Source organism: Bradyrhizobium sp. BLXBL-03, from assembly GCF_051853015.1.
GTDB classification, from domain to species: Bacteria; Pseudomonadota; Alphaproteobacteria; order Rhizobiales; family Xanthobacteraceae; genus Bradyrhizobium; species Bradyrhizobium manausense.
Window position 1 is genome coordinate 4540419 of sequence record NZ_CP182470.1, and the last position, 23080, is coordinate 4563498.

The window sequence follows — 23080 nt, forward strand, 5'->3', positions numbered from 1 at the left end:
GAGGACATGAAGTGGACATCAGACAGGACAATCCGAAGGCACCTCACGTTGCTGACTTGTTGGCGCATCATCTGGCAGAGCTGCGCAGCGTCATGGGCGAGCATGCCCAGGCGCTCGACGCGAGCGGTCTCTCGGCTCCATCAGTGACGTTCTGGACGGCCTGGCAAGGCGACGTGCTGGCCGGCTTCGGGGCTCTGAAGCAGCTGGACGCGAGGCACGGCGAAGTGAAGTCGATGCGTGCCGCGCCTGCCGCACGCCGGACCGGAGCCGGGCGCTCGATTCTGAACCACATCATTGCCGAAGGCCGCAAGCGCGGATATGCGCGTCTCAGCCTGGAGACGGGCACGGCGCCGCTGCACGCGCCCGCCGTCGCGCTTTACCGCAGCGCCGGCTTCGTCTCGTGTGCGCCGTTCGCCGACTATCAGGCGAGCCCGCACAACCAGTTCATGAGCCTCGATCTGTCGCGGTGATGTTCGGTGCATAGGCCGGATGGAGCGCAGCGCAATCCGGGGTCTCTCCGTGTCGTGATATCCCGGATTGCGCTGCGCTCCATCCGGGCTACGTCCGACTCACGCCGACAGGCGTGGCACCGCATCAAACCTGTTCACCACGATGTCGCGCTTGGTCTCGTCCACGCGCACGGTCATGTCGAAGCGGCCGTCGTGCAGCTCCTTGGCCAGCACCTCGGAATTGCGGTGCAGCCAGCTGATTCCGGCGCCGTCGGCGGCGTCGATGGAGAGATCGAGCGTGGTGCGCTTGGCGGCGAGTCGTTCTTCGATCGCGGCGAGCAGCGCGTCGATCCCCTCGCCTGACACGGCCGAGACCAGCATCGCGGGATGATCTTCCGGCCGGCGCGCGGCGATATTCAGAAGCTCTTCCCGCTGCTCTGCGTCGTAGCGGTCGATCTTGTTCCAGACCTCAATGATGCGGCCTGAGTCATCAGGATTGATGCCGAGCTGGCGCAGCACCGCGTCGACGTCGCTCTGCTGGGCCTCGGCATCTTCATGCGAGATGTCGCGGACGTGCAGGATGACATCGGCCTCCAGCACCTCCTCCAGCGTGGCGCGGAAGGCGGCGACGAGCTGCGTCGGCAAATTGGAGATGAAGCCGACCGTGTCCGACAGCATGGCCTTGCCGCCATGCGGCAGGTTGAGCGCACGCAGGGTCGGATCGAGCGTGGCGAACAGCATGTCGGCCGCCTGCACGTCGGCACGCGTCAGGCGGTTGAACAGCGTCGACTTGCCGGCATTGGTGTAGCCGACCAGCGCAACGACCCGATAAGGCACGCGCTGGCGGCCGGCGCGATGCAAGCGGCGCGTCGCCTGCACCTTCTTCAGCTCGCTTTCGAGCTTGGTGATGCGCTCCTGGATCAGGCGGCGGTCGGCCTCGATCTGGGTCTCGCCGGGGCCGCCCATGAAGCCGAAGCCGCCACGCTGGCGTTCAAGATGGGTCCACGATCGCACCAGGCGCGAGCGCTGATAATTGAGATGGGCAAGCTCGACCTGGAGCGCGCCTTCCTTGGTCTTGGCGCGGCGGCCGAAAATTTCGAGAATGAGCCCGGTGCGATCGAGCACCTTGGCGTGCAATTCCTTCTCGAGATTGCGCTGCTGGATCGGTGCCAGCGCGCAATCCATCACCACGAGCTCGACGTCGAGGCTCTTGGCGAGCGCGGCGATCTCCTCGACCTTGCCCTTGCCGATATAGGTCGCAGGCCGGATCTGGCTGATCGGCGCGATGATGGCATCGGCAATGACGAGGTCGATCGCGCGCGCGAGGCCTGCGGCTTCATCGAGCCGGGCCTCCGCGTCACGCTGAACATGACTCTCCGATTGCGCGTCGGCACTTCCCGCGCGCGCTCGCAAATAGGGGCCGACGACAAGCACCCGCCCCGTTTGTTTAGCCCCGGCCGACCGCGGACGGTCGGCCTCCCCGTCAAAATTGCGGGGTTCCAATCAGATCACTCTCAAGCCGGCTGATCCTCGCCGCCTTCGAACAGCTGGATCGGAGCGCCTGGCATGATGGTCGAGATCGCGTGCTTGTAGACCAGCTGCGAATGACCGTCGCGCCGAAGCAGCAAACAGAAATTGTCGAACCAGGTCACGATGCCCTGGAGCTTCACTCCGTTGACCAGAAAGATCGTCAGTGGCGTTTTGGTTTTGCGAACGTGATTGAGGAAGGTGTCCTGTAGGTTTTGTGCGCGGTCTGCCGCCATTGTTTTTTTCTCGCTTTGAGTTTCTTTTTATTGCACCGGAAGCGACCCTGTTTTCAAATTGGGCCTTCCTCCGGTTGCCGCTCCTCATGAGATCCCCCTCGGAGGAACGGCTGGTCGATTAGAGGACAGGTGGACATTTTAGGCAAGCCGCTTCGCGCGGCACGACGCGCCCTATTTCTCCGAAAAACTACGGAAATAGATGATTTTTCCCAGATATCCCAGCAAGTGCGGCCGCGGCGTCCAGCTTAGCCGACCCCGAGCGCCTTCAACTTCCGGTGTAGCGCCGACCGTTCCATGCCAACAAACTCGGCCGTGCGAGAAATATTTCCTGAGAAACGGCTGATCTGGGCAATCAAATAGTCGCGCTCGAACACTTCGCGTGCCTCGCGCAGCGGCAGGCCCATGATGTGCTCGCCATTGTTGCTGGTCGGCATCGCCGGCACCATCGAGCCAACGTCCTGGGGCAGCATGTCGGCGGTGATGATCACCTCCGGCCCGCCCGCGGCCAGAATCATGACTCGCTCAACGTTGTTGCGGAGCTGACGCACATTGCCCGGCCAGACATGTGATTGCAGCACCGCCATCGCGTCCTGGCCGATCTGCCGCTTCGGCAGGCCGCTGCCGGCCGAGATCTGCTCCATGAAATAGTCGATCAATTCAGGAATGTCCTCGCGCCGTTCCGACAGCGCGGGCACGCGAATCGGCACCACCGAGAGCCGGTGATAGAGGTCCTCGCGGAAATGGCCGGCCGCGATCTCCTCTTCGAGGTTGCGCGCGGTCGAGGAGATGATGCGGACGTCGACCTGCACCTTGGCGGTGCCGCCGACGCGCTGGAACGACTGCTCGACCAGCACGCGCAGAATCTTGTTCTGGGTCTCGCGCGGCATGTCCGCGATCTCGTCGATGAACAGCGTGCCGCCATGGGCCTCTTCCAGCGCACCGGGCTTGCGCGGATGCTCGCCGTTGGACTGCTCGACGCCGAACAGCTCGTGCTCCATGCGCTCCGGCGTGATCGCCGCGGCGTTGATGACCACGAAGGGGCCGTCGGCGCGGCCCGAGGCCATATGCAGCGTGCGCGCGGTCAATTCCTTGCCGGCGCCGGCGGGGCCGACGATCAGGATGCGGCTGTTGGCCTTGGCGGCGCGCTCGATGGTCTGGCGCAGCTGGTTCATGCTCGGCGAGCGGCCGACCAGCGAGCTTGCGCTCGGCGCGAGCTGCTTCAGCTCCTTGACCTCGCGCTTGAGGCGCGAGTTTTCCAGCGCCCTGGTGGCGACCAGAATGAGACGGTCGGCCTTGAAAGGCTTCTCGATGAAATCATAGGCGCCGCGCTTGATTGCGGCGACGGCGGTCTCGATGTTGCCGTGACCGGAGATCATCACCACTGGCAGATCGGCATTGTCCTTCTTGACCTGCTCCAGCAGCTGCAAGCCGTCGAGCTTGGAGCCCTGCAGCCAGATGTCGAGGAACACCAGATGCGGCCGCCGGTTGGCGATCTCGGCCAGCGCCGAGTCGCTGTCGCGCGCGGTCCGCGTCACAAAACCCTCGTCTTCGAGGATTCCCGCAACGAGATCCCGAATATCGGCCTCATCATCGACAATCAGAATTTCACTTGCCATGGGTCGCGCCTGTCTTCTCAGCTGCCTGTTGAGGCTTCGATTTTCGTTGAATCATTGGTCTTTTCAGCCGGCTCTTTGGTTTCGGCCGCTGGCTCTTTTGTTGCCTGCGCCGTAGCAGAGTCCTTGGCGTAATTTGGGGCCGTTTCCCTGATTTCGGGCGTGGTTGCGCCCTTGGCGATGTCCGTCACCGCTGCCCGGGGCTCGGCACCTTCGGCCTTCTTGGCCTGTCCGGAGATCGCAAAGCGCATGCGCATCCAGGCACCGCGCTGGCCTTCGCGGAAGTCGGAGGCGTCCTTCAGCTCGATGCGGCCGCCATGGTCTTCCAGCACGCGGCCAACGATGGCAAGGCCAAGGCCGGTGCCCTTGGCACGCGTCGTCACATAGGGCTCGAGCAGCCGCGAGCGCGCAACCTTGGGCAGGCCGATGCCGTTGTCGATGACATCGATCAGGACGTCGTCGCCCTCGCGCGACACCACGACGTCGATGCGGCCTTTGCCGAGCTCTTCCGGCGGGACCTGCTCGATCGCCTCCGTGGCGTTTTTGACGATGTTGGTGACCGCCTGCGAGATCAGCCGGCGGTCGAACTGGGCGCGCAGCGGATCCTTCTTGAACTCGACCTCGATATCGAGCTCGGGATGGGCGACCTTCATCAGGAACACGGCCTGCCGCACGGTGTCGGCGACATCCTCGCCTTCCATCACGGGTTTTGGCATCCGCGCAAAGCGCGAGAATTCGTCGACCATGCGCCTGATGTCGTCGACCTGGCGCACGATGGTGTCGGTGCATTGGTCGAAGATCTGCTTGTCCTTGGCCTCGGTGATGTCCTTGCCGAACTTGCGGCGGATGCGCTCGGCCGAGAGCTGGATCGGTGTCAGCGGATTCTTGATCTCGTGGGCGATGCGGCGGGCGACATCGCCCCAGGCCGAGGTGCGCTGCGCCGAGACCAGCTCGGTGATGTCGTCGAGCGTGATGATGTAGCTGTCGTGCGGCTGGTTCTTCTCGGCGCTGACTCGGACCGAAAGATTGCGCTCGGTGCCGTCGCGCGTGATCGTGATCTGGCCCTGCACCAGGCGCTGGGTGCCTTCCCGCGACGCCTTCATCATCTCGTCGAGCTCGGGCAGCACGTCGGAGAGCGGATGGCCGAGCGTCTCGGCCTCGGAATGCCCGATCAGCTTCTCGGCGGAGCGGTTGAGGATGCCGACGCTGCCCGAGGTGTCGACGCCGATGATGCCGGCGCTGGCCGAGGACAGCACCGCCTCGATGAAGCGGCGGCGGCTGTCGATCAGGTCGCTGGCATTGACGAGCTCGTCGCGCTGGCTGCGCAATTCCTGCGTCATCTTGTTGAAGGTCTCGCCAAGCTGAGCGAGATCGCCTTCCGATTGATGCACGGGCACCTTCACATGGAGATCGCCGGTCGACACCGTGTGGGCCGCATTCATCAGCCGCCGGATCGGTGCCACCAGCGAGTTGGCGAAGTTGAGGCCGATCAGCACGGAAGCCATCAGGATGGTCAGCGCGATCACCGCGAACATCAGCGCGAACGCGACCTGGATGCCGAGCCGGCGCGACTCGATCTGGGCGTATTCGGCGACGCTGATCTCCGTCTGGTTGACCTGACTGACCACGTTCGGGTCGAGCGGACGGGCGACATACAGGAACGTATCGTTGAAGGCGCGCAGGCGGATCACGGCAGCGACGGAGCTCGCGTCCGGAAGGATCGCGATTTCCGGCTCGGTCTCTTTGACGTTGCTGAGGAATTCCGGCGCGGGCGGCGAATAGGTCAGCCGCATGCCGGTGTCGGCGGACTCCAGGATGTTGGTGCTCTTGTCGATGATCATCGCGCCCGGCAAGTTGCGGGACGCGGCGCTGGCCGTCAGAATTTCGCGGAACGACCGCCGATCCTGATCATAGAGCGGCCGCGCGTGAGCTATGTCGTTGGCCATTCCAAGAATGTCGCCCTGGATCAGTTGGGCATGGTCGTTCATGTAGGCCCGCGCGATCGTCAGCGAGTTCTGGATCACTTCCTTGGTGGGTCCCGAGAACAGCCGGTCGAGACCGCGCTCGATGGTGACGTTGGCGACGACGGCGACCAGCACCGCCGGCAGCACGGCAACGATCGAGAACAGGCTGACGATCTGGACATGAAGGCGCGCCGCCGCCCGTCCCCGCCGCCGGGCCAGGATCAGCTGCCAGAGCTCGCGGACGATGATGCCGACCAGCAGCAAAATCGTGCCGGCATTGATCAGGTAGAACGAGCGCACCACTTCCGGCGTCGGCTCGATCTTGGCCAGACCGGTCAGGACCAGGAAAGTCAGGAGCGCCGAGAGCAGCGCCAGGGCCACCGCAATGGTGCCAGCCAGCGTCGCGCGGACCAGCGCCGGGGCTCTTCGGCTGGGGCCGTGTCAAAGGATGCGGCCGAGGTGTCTGCGCTGGTCATTCCGGCAATGGTGCTGAAAACGTGGGTCCGCGCTGGGCGGAAACTGATGTATTCCTACCACATTGTTGCTGAGACGCGACAGTGTCAAATAGCCACGCGATCTCAGCGGCTTACCGAATTCAACTTCTTCTTTTAGCCACGATTTCCCAAAACGGGAGGTCGGGATTCGAGAGCTTCTCGCTGTGGGTGCCCCTCGCCGGCAGCCGCGGTGGAACGGGGTCCGTCCGTGGTCCGTAACGGCGCCGCGGACCAGCGGCCCGCGCAGGTCAAGACCCCGGTGACCCGGAGGACATCCCCGCTTCGGTGATGTCAGCTGATCGCCCCGGCGCTGCCAGCTCAATCCTGCTTGCGCCGATCGAGGCGTTTTCGCTGAGCCCTCATGCGCCTGATCTCCTCGTTCAGCTCGTCGGTCTTTGCCTCGAGCCGCTGATCCCTGGATACTCGCTGATCGGCGCCGCGCAGCTTCTCGATCGTCTTTTCGACCGAGAGTTTTTTGATTTCAGCCATGGCATCACTCCCTTCGTTATGCGGCAAGTCCGCCGAAGCAGGCGCCGAAATAGCCGGCATAGAGCGCGGGGACCTCGAGGTTCATCGAATGCCCGACGCCGGGCACGATCACGAGACGGCAATCCGGCATCGCCGCAGTCATGGCACGAAGATCGGCCGGCGCGATCCAGCCGTCCCGTTCGCCCCACAAGACCAGATGCGGGTGGCGCAGCTCCGGCATGCGCCGTTCCAGCTCGCGGCTCTCTTTTTCGCGCGTCAGATTCACCGGCGTTCCAATCCAGATGCCTTCGGAGACGCTGAAGGTCTGCTCGATGATGCGATCGAACAGCGCTTGGATGTCTCCCAGACCTTGGCGAAATTGCGGGATCATGTTTGGCGCCATACTCTCCGGCACGAACAGCGAGGAAGCCGCGGTCGCCATGATCGTCCGCGTCAATTCCTTGCTCGCCATCATCGCCCGAAACAGGCCGATCTGATCGGCATTGAAGACCATGCCGAGCGGCGTCACCGGATCGAGCGCGAACACGCGGCCAAAGCGCTGCGGCTGCGCCAGCAGCATACGCGCCGCAATGATGCCGCCGGTCGAATGCGTGGCAAGATGGCAATAGCCGACGCCCAGCGTATCGAGCGCGGCGAGCATGTCGTCGGCATGCTGCTGCATGGAGTAATTGGAATAATCTGCCGTGGCCTTGGGACGGTCGCTGTCGCCGCAGCCGCGCCAGTCGATTCCCACAACGCGAAGACCCGATGGAAACAGCGGCGCGGCGAGCTCGATCCAGTCCTTGCTGGCGAGATTGCCGTGGATGAAGACGACGGTGACGTCGCCCTGCCCCCACTCCCGCCAGCCAAGCTGGACTGCACCCGCCTGCACCCGCGGCATCAGATCATCCTATTTGTTCAACCCTGCCGTCGGCGCCGCGCCAGGTGGGGTCGGCGCCACGGGGATGGCCGAGGCGACGGCGCCCTTGATCATGCGGTCGGTGCCGAGTGGCGATGACGTATCCACTCGTCCCCTGGTCACGAAGTCGACGACATCGGCCGAATACTCCACCGGATTGTCGGTGTGGATGAAGTGTCCGGTCTCCGGGTAGATCTTGAGCATCGGCCGGTTTCCGGCGTTGGTCATGCGCGTCATGAAGGGCGTGATGACGTCGCGTCCGAGATCGGTCAGCCCGTTGAAAGCGGGCGTCGGGATGAACGGCTCCTTGTCGCCGAACGCGAGGAAAATCGGCGCCTTGATCTGCGTGACCCGCTCGTAAAGGTTCTTCGGATCATCCTGCTGGAGCTCTGATCCAATCGTGTAGATATCGAAGATGAAGACGTTGCACCATTGCTCGAGCTCTTTCGGATTGCCCCTGGTGAGCCCGACGCGCTGTTCGGTGTGGAAGCGGGCATATTCGCTGTCGCTGAAGAAGTAGCCGCTCTTCGCCGCCGACACCACGCCGGTGTCGGGATCACGCTTTTTGAAGTAGAAGAAGTCGCGAATGCCCTGCTCGTCACGGGCCTTCTCCGCGGCCAGGATTCCGGTCTGGTCCCAGATCTGCTTCCACTTGTCGAAGTCGCGGCCGAGGCCCGGCTGGAACAAAGGTGCCTTCTTGTCCTTCGCGATTGTGATGTCGCGCGGATATTCCTCGAGACCCGACGGCGCTTCGAGCGCCAGGCCCTGCACCGCGTCCGGCCAGGTCAGCGCATAGCCCATGACGAACTGGCCCGCGAGCGAGTGGCCGAGATAATAGGCCTTCTTGACGCCGAGCTGGTTGACGACCAGATCGTAGATGGTCTCGCGCATGTCCTGCATGGTGCGCGCCGGGCTCTTGTCGAGATTGCCCGGCCCCGACATGCCGTAGCCCGGCAAGTCAGGCACGATCACGCGCAGGCCGCTTCGCAGCGCGTATTGCATGATGTTGCCGTAGTGCCCGCCGAAGGCGCCCTTGCCATGGATGATGACGAGGACCTTCGGGTCCTTGTCGGTGCCGGCATACTCATCCATGTAGCCGATCTGCCAGGTATTGCCGATCTTGTCCTTGGCGTTGGCGTATTTGACCGGATAGGGATAGGTGACGAAGTCCTTCCAGAAGGATTTGCCCGGATCGATCTTCTCGGCGACTCCAGGAACACGATAATTCTTGTCGACGAACAGCTGGGCGCGATCGAGCGCGGCCACGTCGTCCATGAAGGCGACGAATTTCGGATCGTTCTTGCGCTGGTTGATGATCGGAAACACGCCGTAATGGGCGACCGGACTTTCCTGCGCGATCAGGTCCGCCCCCGGCACGCGATCGACTGCCTTTTGTGCCAGCTTGAAATTCAGCCAGAGGTCATTGGTGATGTGCATCACCAGCGTGCGCGCCTGGATACGGCCGAGATACGGATTGATGTTGTGGGTCTCGCCGACCCGGTTGCGCAAGACGAGATCGACGGCGTCATAGAGCTTGGCACGATTGGTGACGTTCAGGCCCGCCTTCTCGTTCGGCGGATCCCAGTAGAAGATTTCCGGCTGTACCGCGGCCCAGTTCTGGGTCGTGCGATAGGCAAAATCGTAACCCGTCATGCCGAGGATCGACCAGCCGAACGCGACGCCCGGCACCGGATGTTTCTCCTTGGGCAGGTTGTAATAGTCGCCCTTGGTCGCCTGCCAGACCGGATCGCCCTGGATCGCGGCAGTCATCATCTGGAAGGTCCAGTTGCCGACGGGGTCGTCGCCATCGGACTGCGTGGTGCCGCCGATCGGCATGATCGCGCTGACATATTCCGGATGCATCACGCCCCAGACATAGGTCTGCGTGCCGCCCATGGAGACACCGGTCACGAGCGCAACGCGCGCGACCTTCAGCTCGTCGCGGAGCAGGCGATAGTTTGCCTGCACCATGTCGTAGTAGCTGTATTGCGGAAACTTGATGCCGAGACCCTCGGACGGCTTGCTGGCGCCCCAGGTTCCGAGCGGATCGACCATGATGACGTAATAGCGATCGGTGTCGATCGGCCGGCCCGGTCCGATGATCGGGACGCCGCCCGACAGTGGCGCACCTTTGACCCACTGCTCATACATGTCGGTGGAATCGCCGGAATAGTAGGAATTGACGACGACGGCATTGGTAATTTCGCCCTGCGCATTGCGCCGCGCGTTGCCGATCGCGATGTAGCTGGTGTGCAGCTTACCCGCACCGAGCGATTCCAGCGTGACGCCGCCCTCGCCGCCGAGCTCAAATTTCGAGGGATCGGACAGATCATACTTGCCGCCAATCTTGAAGTTGGCGATCTCGTAGGTCTTCTTCAAACCATCATGTTGCATTTGCGACGAACGCCGCGTGAAAGGTTGTGCAATTGCGAGCGATGTGCCGACGAGCAGCAGGATGAGGCCGACGAGGCTGTGCCTTGCGAATCCATTCCCGATCATGATGGAGCCTCCCTTGCATTTTGAGGGGACGCTAGACAGCTCGATCAGGCGAGCTTTGATCTAACTCAATGGAATGCGGCGCGTCGGATGAAGGATCGCGCAGTCAAAAACTGCTGGCGAACGCAATGCCCTTCCTCAGTCACGGCTCGTACCGGATCCGCTATGAGCTGGACGGACCGGCAGACGCTCCCGCCTATGTGCTGGTGAATGGGCTGACGCAATATGCCGAGCTGTGGGCAGCCTACCGTGATGCGCTGCTGGCCCGGCGCTTTCGCGTCGCCACATTCGACCTGCTCGGCCAGGGCGTCTCGGACAAGCCGGCGCTGTTCATCAATCAGGACGATCATGTCGCCGTGCTCCACCGACTGATCGGCACGCTCGGCGACGGACCCGTGTTCCTCAGCGGTATCAGCTTCGGCGGTCTGATCGCGCTGCGCTATGCCATCGAACACGGCAAGCGTCTGTCCGGGCTGGTGCCGATGAGCTGTTTTGCCGAGCTGTCGCCGCAGCTGCTCTTGATCGGCAACGCGCTGCGTACCGGTCTCATCCTCGGCGGTACCAGCTACCTGCAGGACCTGCTGCTGCCAATGAACCTGTCTGACCGGTGGCTGAAGCCGCTGCTGGACAAGCTCGACGGCGTCAAGCGGCAGGGTTGGCTCGTCAACGACGTCTATGCCCTGCAAAACCTGATGGAATCCTTTCTGGACTTCCATCCGATCACCTCCCAGCTCTCGTCCATCGCCGTCCCGACCATGATCCTGAATGGCGAATTCGACTTCCTGACTCCCCGCTGCCTGCACGAGACGCTTCGCGTCGAAATCCCCGACAGTGCGCTGGTGATCATTCCGGAGGCCTATCACGCCTTCACCCTCGAGAAGGGAGCGCTCACCGCAGACCTGCTCGCCCGCTTTGCCGAGGACGTGCTGGCCGGGCGCTGGCAGGGCAACAAGGCCGTCTTGATCGCGCCTGGCGAGCCCGGCGGCGAGCTCTCGCCGTTTCCGGCCGGCTACGACCATCTGCGCGCGATTCCCGTGCAGAGGCCCTCGCCATGAGCGGCTTCCTCGGACCGCTCGAGGCTGACGGTCGGGTGCCGCCGCAGCAGCAAACGCGCGTGGCTGCCTTCCTGATCTCGGCGCATGGCGCGCTCGCACGGCAGTTTGCTCTGGCGCTGCCGTTAAGGATCGAGGCTGCCTGGCAGACCGAATTGAACGCGCAGTTCTATCGCGAGTCCGAGATCGTCTCGTTGCTGCAGCGCGCGACCATTTGGGTGCCGGATATCGCCCTGGGCTACATGGCCGCTTCGTGGGAGGCGGCCTGGCTTCCTCCACCAACCGGATTGACTGGGGATCGCAGCCTTGCGCCATCAGTCAATCTCGCCACGCTTGCGCACGCCGTTCACGCCGCCATTCGCCCGGCAGCGCTGCTGCCGACCGAGGCCAGCCCGGCCGATCCCTTCGTCCTGGCGCTGCGGCGCATCGAGTTCGAGAGCGGTCGCTTGCTCCAGGCGCAAATCCTGTTCCTGAAAGGGCCTGAGCTCTTGCCCTTCCGCGATGCCGTCAGCGCGGCGCTGGAGCAGCGGCACAATGAGGTGCGCAGGCTCTGGCGCGAGATGCTGGCAAGCATCGGCATCGACCCACGCGAATGACCGGAAGCCTTGACGCAGATCAACGATGGCAATCTGCCGTCCCGGAACATCAGTCCATCACCACTGTCCGCTTCCGCGATCGGAGTTCCATCGATGAGGGCCGTTTCCATCGAAGAAGCAGTTGCGATGATCCCCGCCGGTGCAAGCCTCATGGTCGGAGGATTCATGGGCGTTGGAACGCCGGAACGCCTGCTCGACGAACTCGTGCGGCAGAAGAAGACCGGGCTGACCCTGATTTGCAATGATGCGGCCACCCCGGGAAAGGGTGTCGGCAAGCTGTTCGATGCGGCGCTGGTCGCTCGCTTGACCGCCACCCATATCGGCCTCAATCCCAAGGCGCAGCAACAGATGCTGGCGAACCAGATCGCCGTCGATCTCGTCCCGCAGGGTACCTTCGTCGAGCGCATTCGCGCAGGCGGATGCGGTCTCGGCGGGGTTCTGACCCCCACGGGGGTCGGCACGTTGGTTGCGGAAGGCAAGCGTGAGATCGAGGTCCACGGTAAGCCATTCCTGCTGGAGACCGCGCTGCGGGCGCAATTCGCGCTGGTGCACGCATTCCTCGCCGACTATCTCGGCAACCTCGCCTACGCGCTGACGTCGCGCAATTTCAATCCCGTCATGGCGATGGCCGCCGACACGGTCATCGTCACCGCGGAGAACATCGTGCCCGTCGGCGTCATCGCACCCGATCACGTCGTGACCCCGGCACCGCTCGTCGACTACCTCATCACCAACGGGTGACACATGGACCCGCAGATCATCATCGCCCGGCGCGTCGCCAAGGAGCTGAGAAGCGGCAATCTCGTCAATCTCGGCATCGGAATCCCGACCCTGGTCGCAAACTACGTCCCATCCGATCTCAAAGTGTTCTTCCAATCCGAGAACGGGTTGATCGGCACCGGCCCAATTCCGGAGCAAGGCATGGAGCACCCGACGCTCACGGATGCCGGCGGCCGTCCGATCAGTGCGCTGCCGGGCGCGGCCACCTTCGACAGCGCGATGTCGTTCGGGCTGATCCGCGGCGGCCATGTCGACGTGACCGTGCTCGGAGGCCTCCAGGTAGATAGCTCCGGCCATCTCGCCAACTGGATGATCCCGGGCAAGATGGTGCCCGGCATGGGCGGCGCGATGGATCTCGTGACGGGTGCCAAGCGCGTCGTCGTTGCCATGCAGCATGCGGCCAAGGGCAAGTCCAAGATCGTCGCCAAATGCACGCTGCCGCTGACCTCGGCACGGCCCGTGGATCTGGTTGTCACCGACATGGCGGTGATCGGCTTTCCCGACGGCAAGGCAACTCTGCTGGAAACCGCTCCCGGCGTCACCGCCGGTGAGGTCCTGGCGGTGACCGAAGCCGAGCTCGCGATCCCTGAAACCGTGCCGGAAATGAAGATCTGACGAGGCCAGGCCATGCGGATATTCAGCGATTTCGACGACATCAAATCCGCCATCGGGACCGAGATCGGTGTCAGCGACTGGGTCGAGGTGTCGCAGGATCGCATCAACCAGTTCGCGGCGGCGACCTGCGACGAGCAATGGATCCATGTCGATCAGGAACGCGCGGCTAAGGAAATGCCTGGCGGCAAGACCATCGCCCACGGCCTGCTCTCGCTGGCGCTCGCGCCCCTCTTCATCCGCTCCGTGATCGGCCTGAAAGGTTTGCGCAACACGCTGAATTACGGCGCCGATCGCATCCGCTATCTGGCACCGGTTCCGGCAGGCTCAAAGCTGCGCGGCCGCGTCACCGTTGCGGAAGCCGAGGATGTGCCGCCGGACGGCCTGCGCGTCAACTATCACCTCGTCATTGAGATCGAGGGCGGCAAGAGGCCCGCCTGCGTCGCTGAGCTCATCGCCTTGCATTATCGTTGAGCGCGTTCAATCGATGATGTGATAGCCACCATCGATATAGAGCACCCCGCCGGTGATCAGCTTGGCGCCGTCGAGCGCGAGGAAAGCGGTGGCATTGCCGACATCGTCGATGCTGACGAGGCTGCGCGATGGCGCCTTTGACTGCGCCTTGTCCATCAGCTCGTCGAATTCAGGAATGCCGGACGCAGCACGGGTCGCCAGCGGTCCCGGCGAGATTGCGTGGACGCGGATGCCCTTCGGACCCAGCTCGGCCGCGATGTAGCGGACGGAGGCTTCGAGCGCGGCCTTGGCGACGCCCATCACGTTGTAATTCTCCACCACCATCTGGCTGCCGTAATAGGTCATGGTGAACAGCGTGCCGCCGTTCTTCATCAAGGGTTCGGCGAGATGGGCCATCCGCATGAACGACCAGCACGAGACGTCCATGGTCTTGAGGAAGCCGTCGCGACCGACGTCAACGACGCGGCCATGCAGCGCCTCCTTGGGCGAGAAGGCGATGGAATGGAGCAGGAAATCGAGCTGGCCCCACTCGGTCGCAATGCGCTCGAATACCGCCTCGGTCTGGCCCTCGGCCATCACGTCCATCGGCATGAAGATCGGCGCCTCCAGCGCCTGGGCCAGCGGCTCGACATGTTTCTTGGCGCGGTCGTTCAAATAAGTCACGGCGAGATCCGCACCGAGCGCGCGGAACGCTCGCGCGCATCCCCAGGCGATCGACTGGTCGTTGGCGATGCCGACGATCAGCCCCTTCTTGCCCTTGAGCGCCACCTTGCTGTCCGGAAATACGGGGATCATGACACCCTCTCAGATCTTGTGTTGTGCGATTGGCCGTTCATCAGCAGCGACAGCGTGTGCTGGGCGATCATCAGCTCCTCGTCGGTCGGAACGACATAGACGGGGATGCGGCTGTCGGCATGGGAGATGAGGCGCGCATGGCGGGCATTCTCGCCTGCATCGAGCACCGCGCCGAGCCATTCGAGCCTGGCTGCAACGCGCGCGCGGATCGATGCGGAGTTCTCGCCGATACCGGCGGTGAACACGAAGGCATCAAGCCCTTGCAGCGCCGCCGCCAGCATTCCGGCGTTGAGGGCGATGCGGTAGACGAAATAGTCGATGGCGAGCCTTGCTTGCGGATCGTTGCTGGCCTCCAGCTCGCGCATGTCGTTGCTGATGCCGGAAAGGCCCTTCAGGCCACACTCGCGGTAGAGGAAGTCCTGCACTTTCGCTGGCTGCATGCCCTTCTCGGAGATCAGATAAAGCAGCACGCCGGGATCGATCTGTCCGGGTCGCGTTCCCATCGGCAGGCCGTCCAGCGCCGTGAAGCCCATGGTGCTCTCGACGCTGCGGCCCTCCTTGAGCGCGCACATCGAGGCGCCGCTGCCGAGATGAGCGACGATCACGCGCCGCTTGGCGATCGCGGGCGCGAGGCTCGGCAGCGTTCGGGCGATGTACTCGTAGGACAGGCCGTGGAATCCGTAGCGCCTGACGCCCTCGGCGTGAAGCTGATGCGGAATGGCATAGTGATCTGCGACGGCATCATGGTTGCGGTGAAAGGCGGTGTCGAAGCATGCCACCTGCGGCAGCTCCGGAAAATTCGCCAGCAATGAGCGGATCGGTGCGAGATTGTGCGGCTGGTGCAGCGGCGCCAGAGAAACAAATCGTTCGAGACGGGACACGACGCCATGGTCGATCAGGACCGGCTTTGAATAGTCCGGGCCGCCATGCACGACGCGGTGACCGACCGCGATGGGCGTGACCTGGAGCTCGTTGCGCAGCCAGTCTCCGGCAACGGCCATTGCCGAGGGAACATCGGGCACGGCCTCGATCGGATAGGCGCGATCGGCCAGAGACTGCCCGCCGGCGTCGCCGGCGCGCAGGCGCGGCCGGCTGCCGATGCCGTCCATCTGCCCCTTGATCTGCCGGCGCAGCCTGGCCTCGCCTTCGATCGAGTAGACCTGAAACTTGACACTTGAGGAGCCGGCATTGACGACGAGGATGGTGTCCATGGCGGTCACGCGGCGACTGTCGGCGCCTGCTGGCGCCGGGCTGATGCGTAGAGCGCTGCGACCGCGCAGGACGCCATGCGCGCGCGCGGCGAGTCCGCGCGCGAGGTCAGGACGACCGGCACCCGTGCGCCCAGCACGATGCCGGCACCATCGGCCTTGGCGAAATAAGCGAGGTTCTTGGCCAGCATGTTGCCGGATTCGAGGTCCGGAACCATCAGGATCTGGGCTCGTCCCGCCACCTCGGAGACGATGCCCTTGATCCGCGCCGCCTCCGGGTCGATGGCGTTGTCGAATGCCAGCGGGCCGTCGAGCATGCCGCCGGTGATCTGGCCGCGATCGGCCATCTTGCAGAGCGCCGCGGCCTCGATCGTGGACGGGATCTTCGAGGTGACCGTTTCGACTGCCGACAGGATTGCAACCCGCGGCGTCTTGCCGAAGCCGGCCTGGTTGTAGAGATCGATCGCGTTCTGGATGATGTCGCGCTTGGCATCGAGATCGGGGAAGATGTTGATCGCGGCATCGGTCACGAAAATCGTCTCGGCGTAGGCAGGCACGTCCATGACGAAGACATGGCTGATGCGCCTGTCGGTGCGCAGGCCGCCCGTTTTCGCCGTGACGGCGCGCATCAGCTCGTCCGTATGCAGGCTGCCCTTCATCAGCAGTTCGCCCCTGGCGGCATGGATCAGCTCGACACCCTTGGCCGCCGCATCCTCGCTGTGCGCGGCGTCGACGATCTCGAATCCGGACACGTCGAGGTCGAATTTTGCGGCCGTGTCCCTGATCTTCTTTTCGGGCCCGACCAGGATCGGCCGGATGATGCCCGCGCTGGCGCTGTCGACGGCACCGCGGAGCGAGGTCTCGTCGCAGGGGTGCACGACGATGGTCGGTGTCGCCGGCACCGCCTGCGCCGCCGCGATCAGCCGGTCGTACTTGCTGCCGGTCTTGTGCATCGTATCCGCCGACATCATGTCGCTCCCGTTTCCGCCAATCCGCGCTACGACGCCCGTGCCTGCGAGTCGAAAGGGGCGACGTTCGACATTGTCTCGCCCTCCTCGTCCAGGCCGAACAGCCCGGCAACACGCTTCAAGCGATTGGCGCGCTCGCCGGTGATGTCCTCGCTCGCCGACAACACCTCGCGAATCGCCGCGAAGGCCGTGCGCCGCTGGTTCATATCGGCGGGCAACAGGCTTGGGATGGCCGCCAACGCGCCCTCCCGGTCCAGCAGCAGCATGAAGAACTGCTCGCGCACCAGCATCTTGAATTCGGACAGCGTCATCCGGGGGCCGGCATGGTCGCGCCTGACCTGACGGAGCGCCTCGATGCTGCGCTCGTCCACCATGCCGCGCGCGGAGCCGACATAGAGCAGCGCGCGGATGGAGGCTTCACGGAGACCACCCTCGCCGATCTTCGCCTTCAATTCCGCAATGCGCTTTTCGAGCATGGCGCGATGCTCGTCCGACATCTCGCGGCGGCGTGACGGCACGGAATTGGGATCGATGCCGACCGCGGCCTGGAGCGCGGGTGAGCCGTAGACATTGAGGAAGATGGTCTCGCTGAGCGCCTCCTGGGTGTCGCGCCAGCTATCGAGCGCGTGCACGATCTGCTTGGAGATCTGCTCCTGGAAGGCCAGGAACGGATTGTCCTTCGACACCGGCCTGCGCTCATCCTCGACACGATCGGCGGCCGCTTTGACCGTGGACATCCAGGGATTCTTGCTGCTGAACGCCTCGTACTGCATCCGCAGCGGATGCATGTTGCGTGCCCAATCCGCCACCTGCGGCGTCACCATCTTCTTGACCCAGGGCTGCACGAACTTCTGATAGGCCGCCAGATTGAGCTCGGAGACGCGCTTGGCGGCCGCGAACCGCCGCTCGTCCTCGGGGGAATTGCCGCCCATGGCCCTGATGTCGTCGAGCGTTCGGGCCTCGCAGCGCATCACCCATTGCCCGGCAGCAAGATCGGCATTGAGCGTCTCGTTGCCCCTCGCCTCGAACGTCGCCTCGTAGAGCCCGGGCGGCAGCACGTCGATCAGGTCGATGTTGCTGGAGAATTCGGCGTGCTCCTTCTTGGCGACGCCGCCGGACACGAAAATGCCGAGATGGCCGATGCTGTCGTGAACGGTGTAGACGATGGTCTGGCCATAGGCCCTGATCTCGTCGACATCGGCATAACAGTCGAGGATCCAGTCCAACGCCTGCTGCGGCGGTGTGACGTTGTCGCCCTTGGAGCAGAACACCACGATCGGCGAACGGATGTTGCGCAGATCGACCTTCTGGCCATCGGACATCTCGATGCGGCCGGCCGCGAGATTGTTGCCGATGAAGAGTTCGTCGACGATGAACTGGATCTCTTCCGCATTGAGGTTGACGTGGCCCCCCCACCAACGCTCGAAATCGAGATAGCGCTCGGCCTCGGTGTCGACCTTGGAATAGACGTTGTATTGCTTGGTCCAGAGCGTGTTCGAGGGGTTCTGGTTCTCGAAATTCTGCACCAGCCAGGCGCCGTCGAACTTGCCGGCGCCGAGATCGCTGGCGAGCGCGGTGAGCCAGCTTCCGCCCAACAGGCCACCCGAATAGCGCATCGGATATTTGCCGTGGACGCCTGCCCAATACGCGAGCGGCGCGCCGGCAATGATCAGCGGACCGAACAGTTCCGGCCGCAGCGATGCCAGGATCATGACCGCCCAGCCGGCCTGACAATTGCCGATGACGCAGGGCTTGCCGTCGGCCTCGGGGTGACGGTTGATGACAGTTTCAAGAAACTTCGCTTCCGCCCGCGCGATGCGCTCGATCGTCTGGCCCGGCATGGGTTCGGGCAGGAACCCGATGAAATAACAGGGATGCCCGGCCTTCATCGCGACGCCGATCTCGCTGTCCGCCTTGAAGCCGCCGATGCCGGGGCCATGGCCTGCGCGCGGATCGACCACGACGAATGGTCGCCGGGTCATGTCGATCGTGACGTCCTTGGGCGGGACGATGCGCACCAGCGCGTAATTGACGGGCTCATCCAGCGTGCGGCCGTCGGTGATTAATTCGGCAGCATATTGCAGCACATGCGGTGCGGTCTGCGCGACATGCTCGCGATACTGGTCGCCCCGCTGGCGCATGATGTCCAGGAACAGCACGCTGCGCTGGCCGGCATCGACCAGATATTCCACGGCCGAGGCGACCAGCCCTGACATGGGACCATCAGGCAGCTTCAAATTTTCCATTGCCATGTTCGACCTCGTCGTGGTGCGAGGTCATTCAAGGCGAGCCGCCATGGCTCACGTTGACATAGGTCAACGGTGGGCGACTTGCGCGCGCCGCCGCTACGCGGAACCCTGTTAAGAAGAGGCAAGAAGACCGAGGTCGACGGCGGGAACGGATTGCAGCCTTTCCGGCTTAACCGGAATGGACAGATTCTTCCTCGCAACGATGGTTTCGGCGGTGTTGCTGCTGATCGTGGCCTCTGACCTCCTGGTCAACGGGCCAAGCAGGCAGGACCCGGCCGTGGAGATGGCCAATATCCAGCCAGTTGCAGCGCGCCTGCTCAGATAGGCGCGAGGTGGCGTGCTGCGACGGCATGACGACAATTCGAATGTTCTAGCGGAACATATCAGCCCTATCAGGACTTCTGTCCTCCGCGCCTGCCACGAACAGCCAGCGCGATCCGGACAGGCTCAGCTCCGCTGTGGTAGGGAGCTGAGCCACTCCTGCGCAAATGCGCACGGCGTTTGTCGCTGGGACTAGCCCCCGCTCCTGTACACCTGGATATCGAGATCCCGGATCTTCTTCCGCAGCGTGTTGCGGTTGAGGCCGAGCAGATCGGCGGCGCGGATCTGGTTGCCGCGGGTCGCGGCGAGCGCGGCCGTGAGCAGCGGTACCTCGATCTCCTTGAGGATGCGGTGATAGAGGCCGGGCGGCGGCACGCCGTTCGGGAAGCCCTGGAAGTGCGATGAGAGATAGGCTTCCACCGCGCCGCCAAGATTGTCGACACCTTGCTGGACCGCGGCCCCCGGACTGACCGAAGGCGGCGCCAGCTCGCCGTCGATGACGGACGCCGTGATCACGTCCTGCGGGTAGAGCGCGGCAAGGCGACGGGCGAGGTTCTCCAGCTCGCGCACGTTGCCGGGCCAGCGGTGCTGCTTCATCCGCTCCAGCGCCAGCGCATCGAGCTTCTTCGGCGGCAAGCCGTCCTTCTCGGCGAGCGCGAAGAAGTGACGCACGAGATCCGGAAGATCCTCGATGCGCTCGCGCAAGGGCGGCAGCCGCAGCGGCACGACGTTGAGGCGGAAGAACAGGTCCTCGCGGAACAGACCCTGCTGGATCAAGACGCGCAGATCCTTGTTGGAGGCCGCAACGATGCGCACGTCGGTCTTGATCGGGGTGCGGCCGCCCACCGTGGTGTATTCGCCCTGCTGCAGCACGCGCAGCAGGCGGGTCTGCGCCTCCATCGGCATGTCGCCGATCTCGTCGAGGAACAGCGTGCCGCCCTCGGCCTGCTCGAACCGGCCGGACGCCCGCGTGTTGGCACCGGTGAAGGCGCCGCGCTCATGGCCGAACAGCTCGGATTCGATGAGGTCGCGCGGGATCGCCGCCATGTTGACCGCGACGAACGGCCCGTTGCGGCGCTTGCCGTAATCGTGCAGTGCGCGCGCCACCAGCTCCTTGCCGGTGCCGGACTCGCCCGTGATCATCACGGTGAGGTCGGTCTGCATCAGACGCGCGAGCACGCGGTAGATTTCCTGCATCGCCGGCGAGCGGCCGACCAGCGGGATCGCCTCCATCTCTGCGTCATCGTCAGCTGTCGCGACGCGTTCCTTCGGCTCCGCGAGCGCGCGGCCGACGATGGCAATCAGCTCCTTCAGGTCGAAGGGCTTTGGCAGATATTCATACGCGCCGCGCTCCGAGGCGCGTATCGCCGTCATGAACGTGTTTTGCGCGCTCATGACGATGACCGGCAAATTCGGCCGCATCTTCTTGATCCGCGGCAACAGGTCGAAGGCGTTTTCGTCCGGCATCACCACGTCGGTGATGACGAGATCGCCCTCCCCCTGGCTGACCCAGCGCCACAGCGTGGCGGCGTTGCCGGTCAGCCTGACTTCATACCCGGCCCGGGAAAGTGCCTGGTTTAGAACCGTGCGGATGGCGGTGTCGTCATCAGCGACGAGAATGCTACCTGCGGGCATTGTTAATCCTCATTTTGCCCCCTGTGATGCAGACGACGACTTCCCGGCAGAGCCGTCGCGACTGCTGTGATCTGTGTGTTTGACCGATGTCGAGTACATCGGCATCAGCACGCGGAAGGTGGTCTTGCGCGGCTGAGACTCGCATTCGATGATGCCGCCGTGATCGCCGACGATCTTGGCGACCAGAGCAAGACCGAGGCCAGAGCCGGTCTGCTTGGTGGTCACGAACGGGTCGAACAAATTGGGCAGAAGATCGTCCGGCACGCCTGGTCCATTGTCCCGCACGCAGAATTCGAGCGGCAGGGATACCCGGGATTTTTGACCGGGAACTGACAGGCGCACGCCGGGGCGGAACGCGGTGGTAAGCTGGATCTCGCCGTCGGGGACGTCGATCAAGGCTTCCGCGGCATTCTTCACCAGATTGAGGAACACCTGAATCAGCTGGTCCTGGTTGGCCAGCACCGGGGGGAGCGAAGGATCATAGTCCTCGATGAGGCGGATGTTGCGGGCAAAGCCCGACTGGGCCAGCCGCTTCACGTGATCGAGCACGGAGTGGATGTTGACGGGACCGCGCACCACGGGGCGCTCGTCGCCGAACACTTCCATGCGATCGACCAGCGTGACGATGCGGTCGGCCTCGTCGCAGATCAGGCGGGTCAACATGCGGTCTTCCGAGGATGCCTGCTGCTCCAGGAGCTGCGCCGCGCCGCGGATGCCGGAGAGCGGATTCTTGATTTCATGCGCGAGCATCGCTGCTAGCGCTATCACCGAGCGCGCAGCGCTGCGGTGGGTGAGCTGGCGGTCCATCTTGTCGGCGATGGAGCGCTCCTGGAGCATCACGACGATATGGCCGGGCCGCTCGGTGAGCGGGGCGACATGCAGATCGACCTGGCGATCGCCGCCCATGCGCGGCGTGCCCAGATCGACTTTGTATTCGTTGACCGGCGAGTTCGACGACCGCACCTGGTCGATCAGCGCCAGCAAGGGGCTGCCGAACGGCACCAGCTCTTTCAGCGACTGCCGCTTCAGGAACTGCGTCGAGATATCGAAGAAGGCTTCGGTCGCAATATTGGCGGCGACGATCTTGCCGTCCGGCCCGATCAACAGCACGGGATTGGGCAACGCATCGAGGATCGCCTCGCTGTCGCCAGGTTTGCGATGGTCCGCGGCTGAGCTCATGCAGCAGCGCTCCATGCAAAATCGTCGAAGGCATCCTGTAGCGATCGGTGGACCAGGCCCGGATCCTCGGACGTCAAAATCTTCTGGCGCCAGGCCTTCAGCGTCGGGGCCGGCGCACCGCTGGCTTCGGCCGCGACATCGAGCGCCCAGCCGAGATGTTTGCGCGCATGCTTGAGCCCGACCCGCAGGCCATAGAGAGTGCAGATGCCCTCATAAAGCGTGCGGACATAATGAAGTTGCGTCGCGAGCGAGGGCATGGCTTCAGCCGCCCCACCCTTCAGCCGTCGCCCGATTTCGCCGGGCAGCCAGGGCTGGCCGTTGGCGCCGCGACCGATCATCACGGCATCGGCGCCGGAGGCCTCGAGCGCCGCGAGCGCCTTGTCGTAAGAGGTGATGTCGCCATTGACGACGAGCGGAATCGAGATGGCCTCGCGCACGGCGCGGATCGCATCCCAATCGGCCTCGCCCTTGTAGAACTGGCAACGGGTGCGGCCGTGAACGGTGACGAGCCTGACGCCGACGGCCTCCGCGCGCCGCGCCAGCTCCGGCGCGTTGCGGGTGTGATCGTCCCAGCCGAGCCGCATCTTCAGCGTCACCGGCACTTTCACCGCTGATATCGTCGCCTCGATCAGGCCGACGGCGTGATCGAGATCGCGCATCAGGGCCGAGCCTGATTGGCCGCCGGTGACGTGACGGGCCGGACAGCCCATGTTGATATCGATGATGTCGGCGCCCTCGGCCTCGGCAATCCGGGCGCCTTCCGCCATCCAATGCGCCTCGCAGCCGGCGAGCTGGACCACATGGGGCCCAACCCCGGTCGCTTCGCAGCGCAACCGCGACATCCGGTGACCATTGGCGAGTTCGTCACTGGCCGTCATTTCGGAGACGACCAGGCCGGCCCCCAGCTCGGCGGCCAGACGGCGGACGGGTGAATCCGTCACTCCCGACATCGGTGCCAGGAAGACCGGATTGGCGATTTCAATATCGCCTATTTTCAACGGCTTAGAGCCTGATACTGCCGAGCCGGTCACGGGGGTCTCGTTGC

The 23080-nt window shown here is 64.0% G+C and carries 20 protein-coding genes and 1 pseudogene; 7 read left to right on the top strand and 14 right to left on the bottom strand.

The window, feature by feature from the left end:
• Positions 1-11 precede the first annotated feature (11 nt).
• Positions 12-470 carry a GNAT family N-acetyltransferase gene (locus tag ACNJX9_RS21860; protein WP_057754997.1) on the top strand — a complete coding sequence of 153 codons (459 nt, stop codon included), beginning with the start codon at positions 12-14 and terminating at the stop codon, positions 468-470.
• Between the two features lie 99 nt (positions 471-569).
• Here the strand turns inward: ACNJX9_RS21860 and hflX are convergent, their stop codons facing one another.
• From hflX to ACNJX9_RS21895, 7 genes and pseudogenes are all read right to left on the bottom strand, one after another.
• Positions 570-1952, bottom strand: coding sequence for a GTPase HflX (hflX, locus tag ACNJX9_RS21865; protein ID WP_439404120.1), 1383 nt, complete (start codon positions 1950-1952; stop codon positions 570-572).
• A gap of 11 nt (positions 1953-1963) precedes the next feature.
• Complete coding sequence (gene hfq / locus ACNJX9_RS21870; protein ID WP_007591126.1) at positions 1964-2212, bottom strand: RNA chaperone Hfq; 249 nt, start codon at positions 2210-2212, stop codon at positions 1964-1966.
• Positions 2213-2457: 245 nt separating this feature from the next.
• A complete protein-coding gene (gene ntrX / locus ACNJX9_RS21875) occupies positions 2458-3828 on the bottom strand; it encodes a nitrogen assimilation response regulator NtrX (protein WP_057754991.1) in 1371 nt (456 codons plus the stop codon).
• A 17-nt stretch (positions 3829-3845) separates the two neighbouring features.
• Positions 3846-6265 (bottom strand): annotated as a pseudogene (locus ACNJX9_RS21880) (ATP-binding protein).
• A gap of 336 nt (positions 6266-6601) precedes the next feature.
• Complete coding sequence (locus ACNJX9_RS21885; protein ID WP_439404121.1) at positions 6602-6772, bottom strand: hypothetical protein; 171 nt, start codon at positions 6770-6772, stop codon at positions 6602-6604.
• Between the two features lie 16 nt (positions 6773-6788).
• Positions 6789-7652 (bottom strand): alpha/beta fold hydrolase, encoded by an 864-nt coding sequence (locus ACNJX9_RS21890; protein ID WP_057754982.1) that lies wholly within the window; start codon positions 7650-7652, stop codon positions 6789-6791.
• Positions 7653-7661: 9 nt separating this feature from the next.
• Positions 7662-10169, bottom strand: coding sequence for an alpha/beta hydrolase (locus ACNJX9_RS21895; protein WP_439404122.1), 2508 nt, complete (start codon positions 10167-10169; stop codon positions 7662-7664).
• A gap of 125 nt (positions 10170-10294) precedes the next feature.
• On the opposite strand from ACNJX9_RS21895, the gene ACNJX9_RS21900 reads away from it, so the two are divergent.
• From ACNJX9_RS21900 to ACNJX9_RS21920, 5 genes are all read left to right on the top strand, one after another.
• Positions 10295-11221, top strand: coding sequence for an alpha/beta fold hydrolase (locus ACNJX9_RS21900; RefSeq protein WP_439404123.1), 927 nt, complete (start codon positions 10295-10297; stop codon positions 11219-11221).
• On the top strand, positions 11218-11814 hold the full coding sequence (locus ACNJX9_RS21905; protein ID WP_439404124.1) for a hypothetical protein: 597 nt from the start codon (positions 11218-11220) through the stop codon (positions 11812-11814). The genes ACNJX9_RS21900 and ACNJX9_RS21905 overlap by 4 nt, the downstream gene beginning before the upstream one ends.
• Positions 11815-11907: 93 nt before the next feature.
• A complete protein-coding gene (locus ACNJX9_RS21910) occupies positions 11908-12555 on the top strand; it encodes a CoA transferase subunit A (protein ID WP_439404125.1) in 648 nt (215 codons plus the stop codon).
• A 3-nt stretch (positions 12556-12558) separates the two neighbouring features.
• On the top strand, positions 12559-13209 hold the full coding sequence (locus tag ACNJX9_RS21915; protein ID WP_057754971.1) for a 3-oxoacid CoA-transferase subunit B: 651 nt from the start codon (positions 12559-12561) through the stop codon (positions 13207-13209).
• Between the two features lie 12 nt (positions 13210-13221).
• Positions 13222-13680 carry a MaoC family dehydratase gene (locus ACNJX9_RS21920; RefSeq protein ID WP_057754968.1) on the top strand — a complete coding sequence of 153 codons (459 nt, stop codon included), beginning with the start codon at positions 13222-13224 and terminating at the stop codon, positions 13678-13680.
• A gap of 6 nt (positions 13681-13686) precedes the next feature.
• Here the strand turns inward: ACNJX9_RS21920 and fabI are convergent, their stop codons facing one another.
• The 4 genes from fabI to ACNJX9_RS21940 are packed head-to-tail and all read right to left on the bottom strand — an operon-like array spanning position 13687 to position 18903.
• On the bottom strand, positions 13687-14475 hold the full coding sequence (gene fabI, locus ACNJX9_RS21925; protein ID WP_220006847.1) for an enoyl-ACP reductase FabI: 789 nt from the start codon (positions 14473-14475) through the stop codon (positions 13687-13689).
• The gene (locus tag ACNJX9_RS21930) at positions 14472-15686 is read right to left on the bottom strand and encodes an acetate/propionate family kinase (protein WP_439404126.1); all 1215 of its coding nucleotides are present in this window, start codon (positions 15684-15686) and stop codon (positions 14472-14474) included. Before ACNJX9_RS21930 ends, fabI begins: the two co-directional genes overlap by 4 nt.
• Before the next feature lie 5 nt (positions 15687-15691).
• Positions 15692-16651: a phosphate acetyltransferase gene (locus ACNJX9_RS21935; protein WP_439410103.1), complete on the bottom strand. Its 960-nt coding sequence runs from the start codon at positions 16649-16651 to the stop codon at positions 15692-15694.
• A 29-nt stretch (positions 16652-16680) separates the two neighbouring features.
• Entirely contained in the window at positions 16681-18903 is a 2223-nt protein-coding gene (locus ACNJX9_RS21940) for a DUF3141 domain-containing protein (protein ID WP_439404127.1), read from the bottom strand.
• Between the two features lie 175 nt (positions 18904-19078).
• On the opposite strand from ACNJX9_RS21940, the gene ACNJX9_RS21945 reads away from it, so the two are divergent.
• Complete coding sequence (locus tag ACNJX9_RS21945) at positions 19079-19225, top strand: hypothetical protein (RefSeq protein ID WP_439404128.1); 147 nt, start codon at positions 19079-19081, stop codon at positions 19223-19225.
• A 188-nt stretch (positions 19226-19413) separates the two neighbouring features.
• Here the strand turns inward: ACNJX9_RS21945 and ntrC are convergent, their stop codons facing one another.
• Genes ntrC through dusB form a run of 3 tightly spaced genes read right to left on the bottom strand, consistent with a single transcriptional unit; the run spans position 19414 to position 23033 of the window.
• Positions 19414-20856, bottom strand: a complete 1443-nt coding sequence (ntrC, locus tag ACNJX9_RS21950; RefSeq protein ID WP_057754959.1) for a nitrogen regulation protein NR(I) — start codon at positions 20854-20856, stop codon at positions 19414-19416.
• A gap of 9 nt (positions 20857-20865) precedes the next feature.
• Positions 20866-22035 carry a two-component system sensor histidine kinase NtrB gene (locus ACNJX9_RS21955; RefSeq protein WP_057756646.1) on the bottom strand — a complete coding sequence of 390 codons (1170 nt, stop codon included), beginning with the start codon at positions 22033-22035 and terminating at the stop codon, positions 20866-20868.
• Positions 22032-23033: a tRNA dihydrouridine synthase DusB gene (gene dusB, locus ACNJX9_RS21960; RefSeq protein ID WP_439410104.1), complete on the bottom strand. Its 1002-nt coding sequence runs from the start codon at positions 23031-23033 to the stop codon at positions 22032-22034. The genes ACNJX9_RS21955 and dusB overlap by 4 nt, the downstream gene beginning before the upstream one ends.
• Positions 23034-23080 lie beyond the last annotated feature (47 nt).

Coding starts and splice junctions, on each gene's coding strand:
- ACNJX9_RS21905 (WP_439404124.1), top strand. CDS start 11,218: ATGAGCGGCTTCCTCGGACCGCTCGAGGCTGACGGTCGGGTGCCGCCG.
- ntrX (WP_057754991.1), bottom strand. CDS start 3,828: ATGGCAAGTGAAATTCTGATTGTCGATGATGAGGCCGATATTCGGGAT.
- ACNJX9_RS21945 (WP_439404128.1), top strand. CDS start 19,079: ATGGACAGATTCTTCCTCGCAACGATGGTTTCGGCGGTGTTGCTGCTG.
- ACNJX9_RS21890 (WP_057754982.1), bottom strand. CDS start 7,652: ATGCCGCGGGTGCAGGCGGGTGCAGTCCAGCTTGGCTGGCGGGAGTGG.
- ACNJX9_RS21915 (WP_057754971.1), top strand. CDS start 12,559: ATGGACCCGCAGATCATCATCGCCCGGCGCGTCGCCAAGGAGCTGAGA.
- ACNJX9_RS21930 (WP_439404126.1), bottom strand. CDS start 15,686: ATGGACACCATCCTCGTCGTCAATGCCGGCTCCTCAAGTGTCAAGTTT.
- ACNJX9_RS21885 (WP_439404121.1), bottom strand. CDS start 6,772: ATGGCTGAAATCAAAAAACTCTCGGTCGAAAAGACGATCGAGAAGCTG.
- ACNJX9_RS21940 (WP_439404127.1), bottom strand. CDS start 18,903: ATGGCAATGGAAAATTTGAAGCTGCCTGATGGTCCCATGTCAGGGCTG.
- ntrC (WP_057754959.1), bottom strand. CDS start 20,856: ATGCCCGCAGGTAGCATTCTCGTCGCTGATGACGACACCGCCATCCGC.
- ACNJX9_RS21935 (WP_439410103.1), bottom strand. CDS start 16,651: ATGTCGGCGGATACGATGCACAAGACCGGCAGCAAGTACGACCGGCTG.
- ACNJX9_RS21955 (WP_057756646.1), bottom strand. CDS start 22,035: ATGAGCTCAGCCGCGGACCATCGCAAACCTGGCGACAGCGAGGCGATC.
- ACNJX9_RS21910 (WP_439404125.1), top strand. CDS start 11,908: ATGAGGGCCGTTTCCATCGAAGAAGCAGTTGCGATGATCCCCGCCGGT.
- ACNJX9_RS21900 (WP_439404123.1), top strand. CDS start 10,295: ATGCCCTTCCTCAGTCACGGCTCGTACCGGATCCGCTATGAGCTGGAC.
- hfq (WP_007591126.1), bottom strand. CDS start 2,212: ATGGCGGCAGACCGCGCACAAAACCTACAGGACACCTTCCTCAATCAC.
- ACNJX9_RS21920 (WP_057754968.1), top strand. CDS start 13,222: ATGCGGATATTCAGCGATTTCGACGACATCAAATCCGCCATCGGGACC.
- ACNJX9_RS21895 (WP_439404122.1), bottom strand. CDS start 10,169: ATGATCGGGAATGGATTCGCAAGGCACAGCCTCGTCGGCCTCATCCTG.
- fabI (WP_220006847.1), bottom strand. CDS start 14,475: ATGATCCCCGTATTTCCGGACAGCAAGGTGGCGCTCAAGGGCAAGAAG.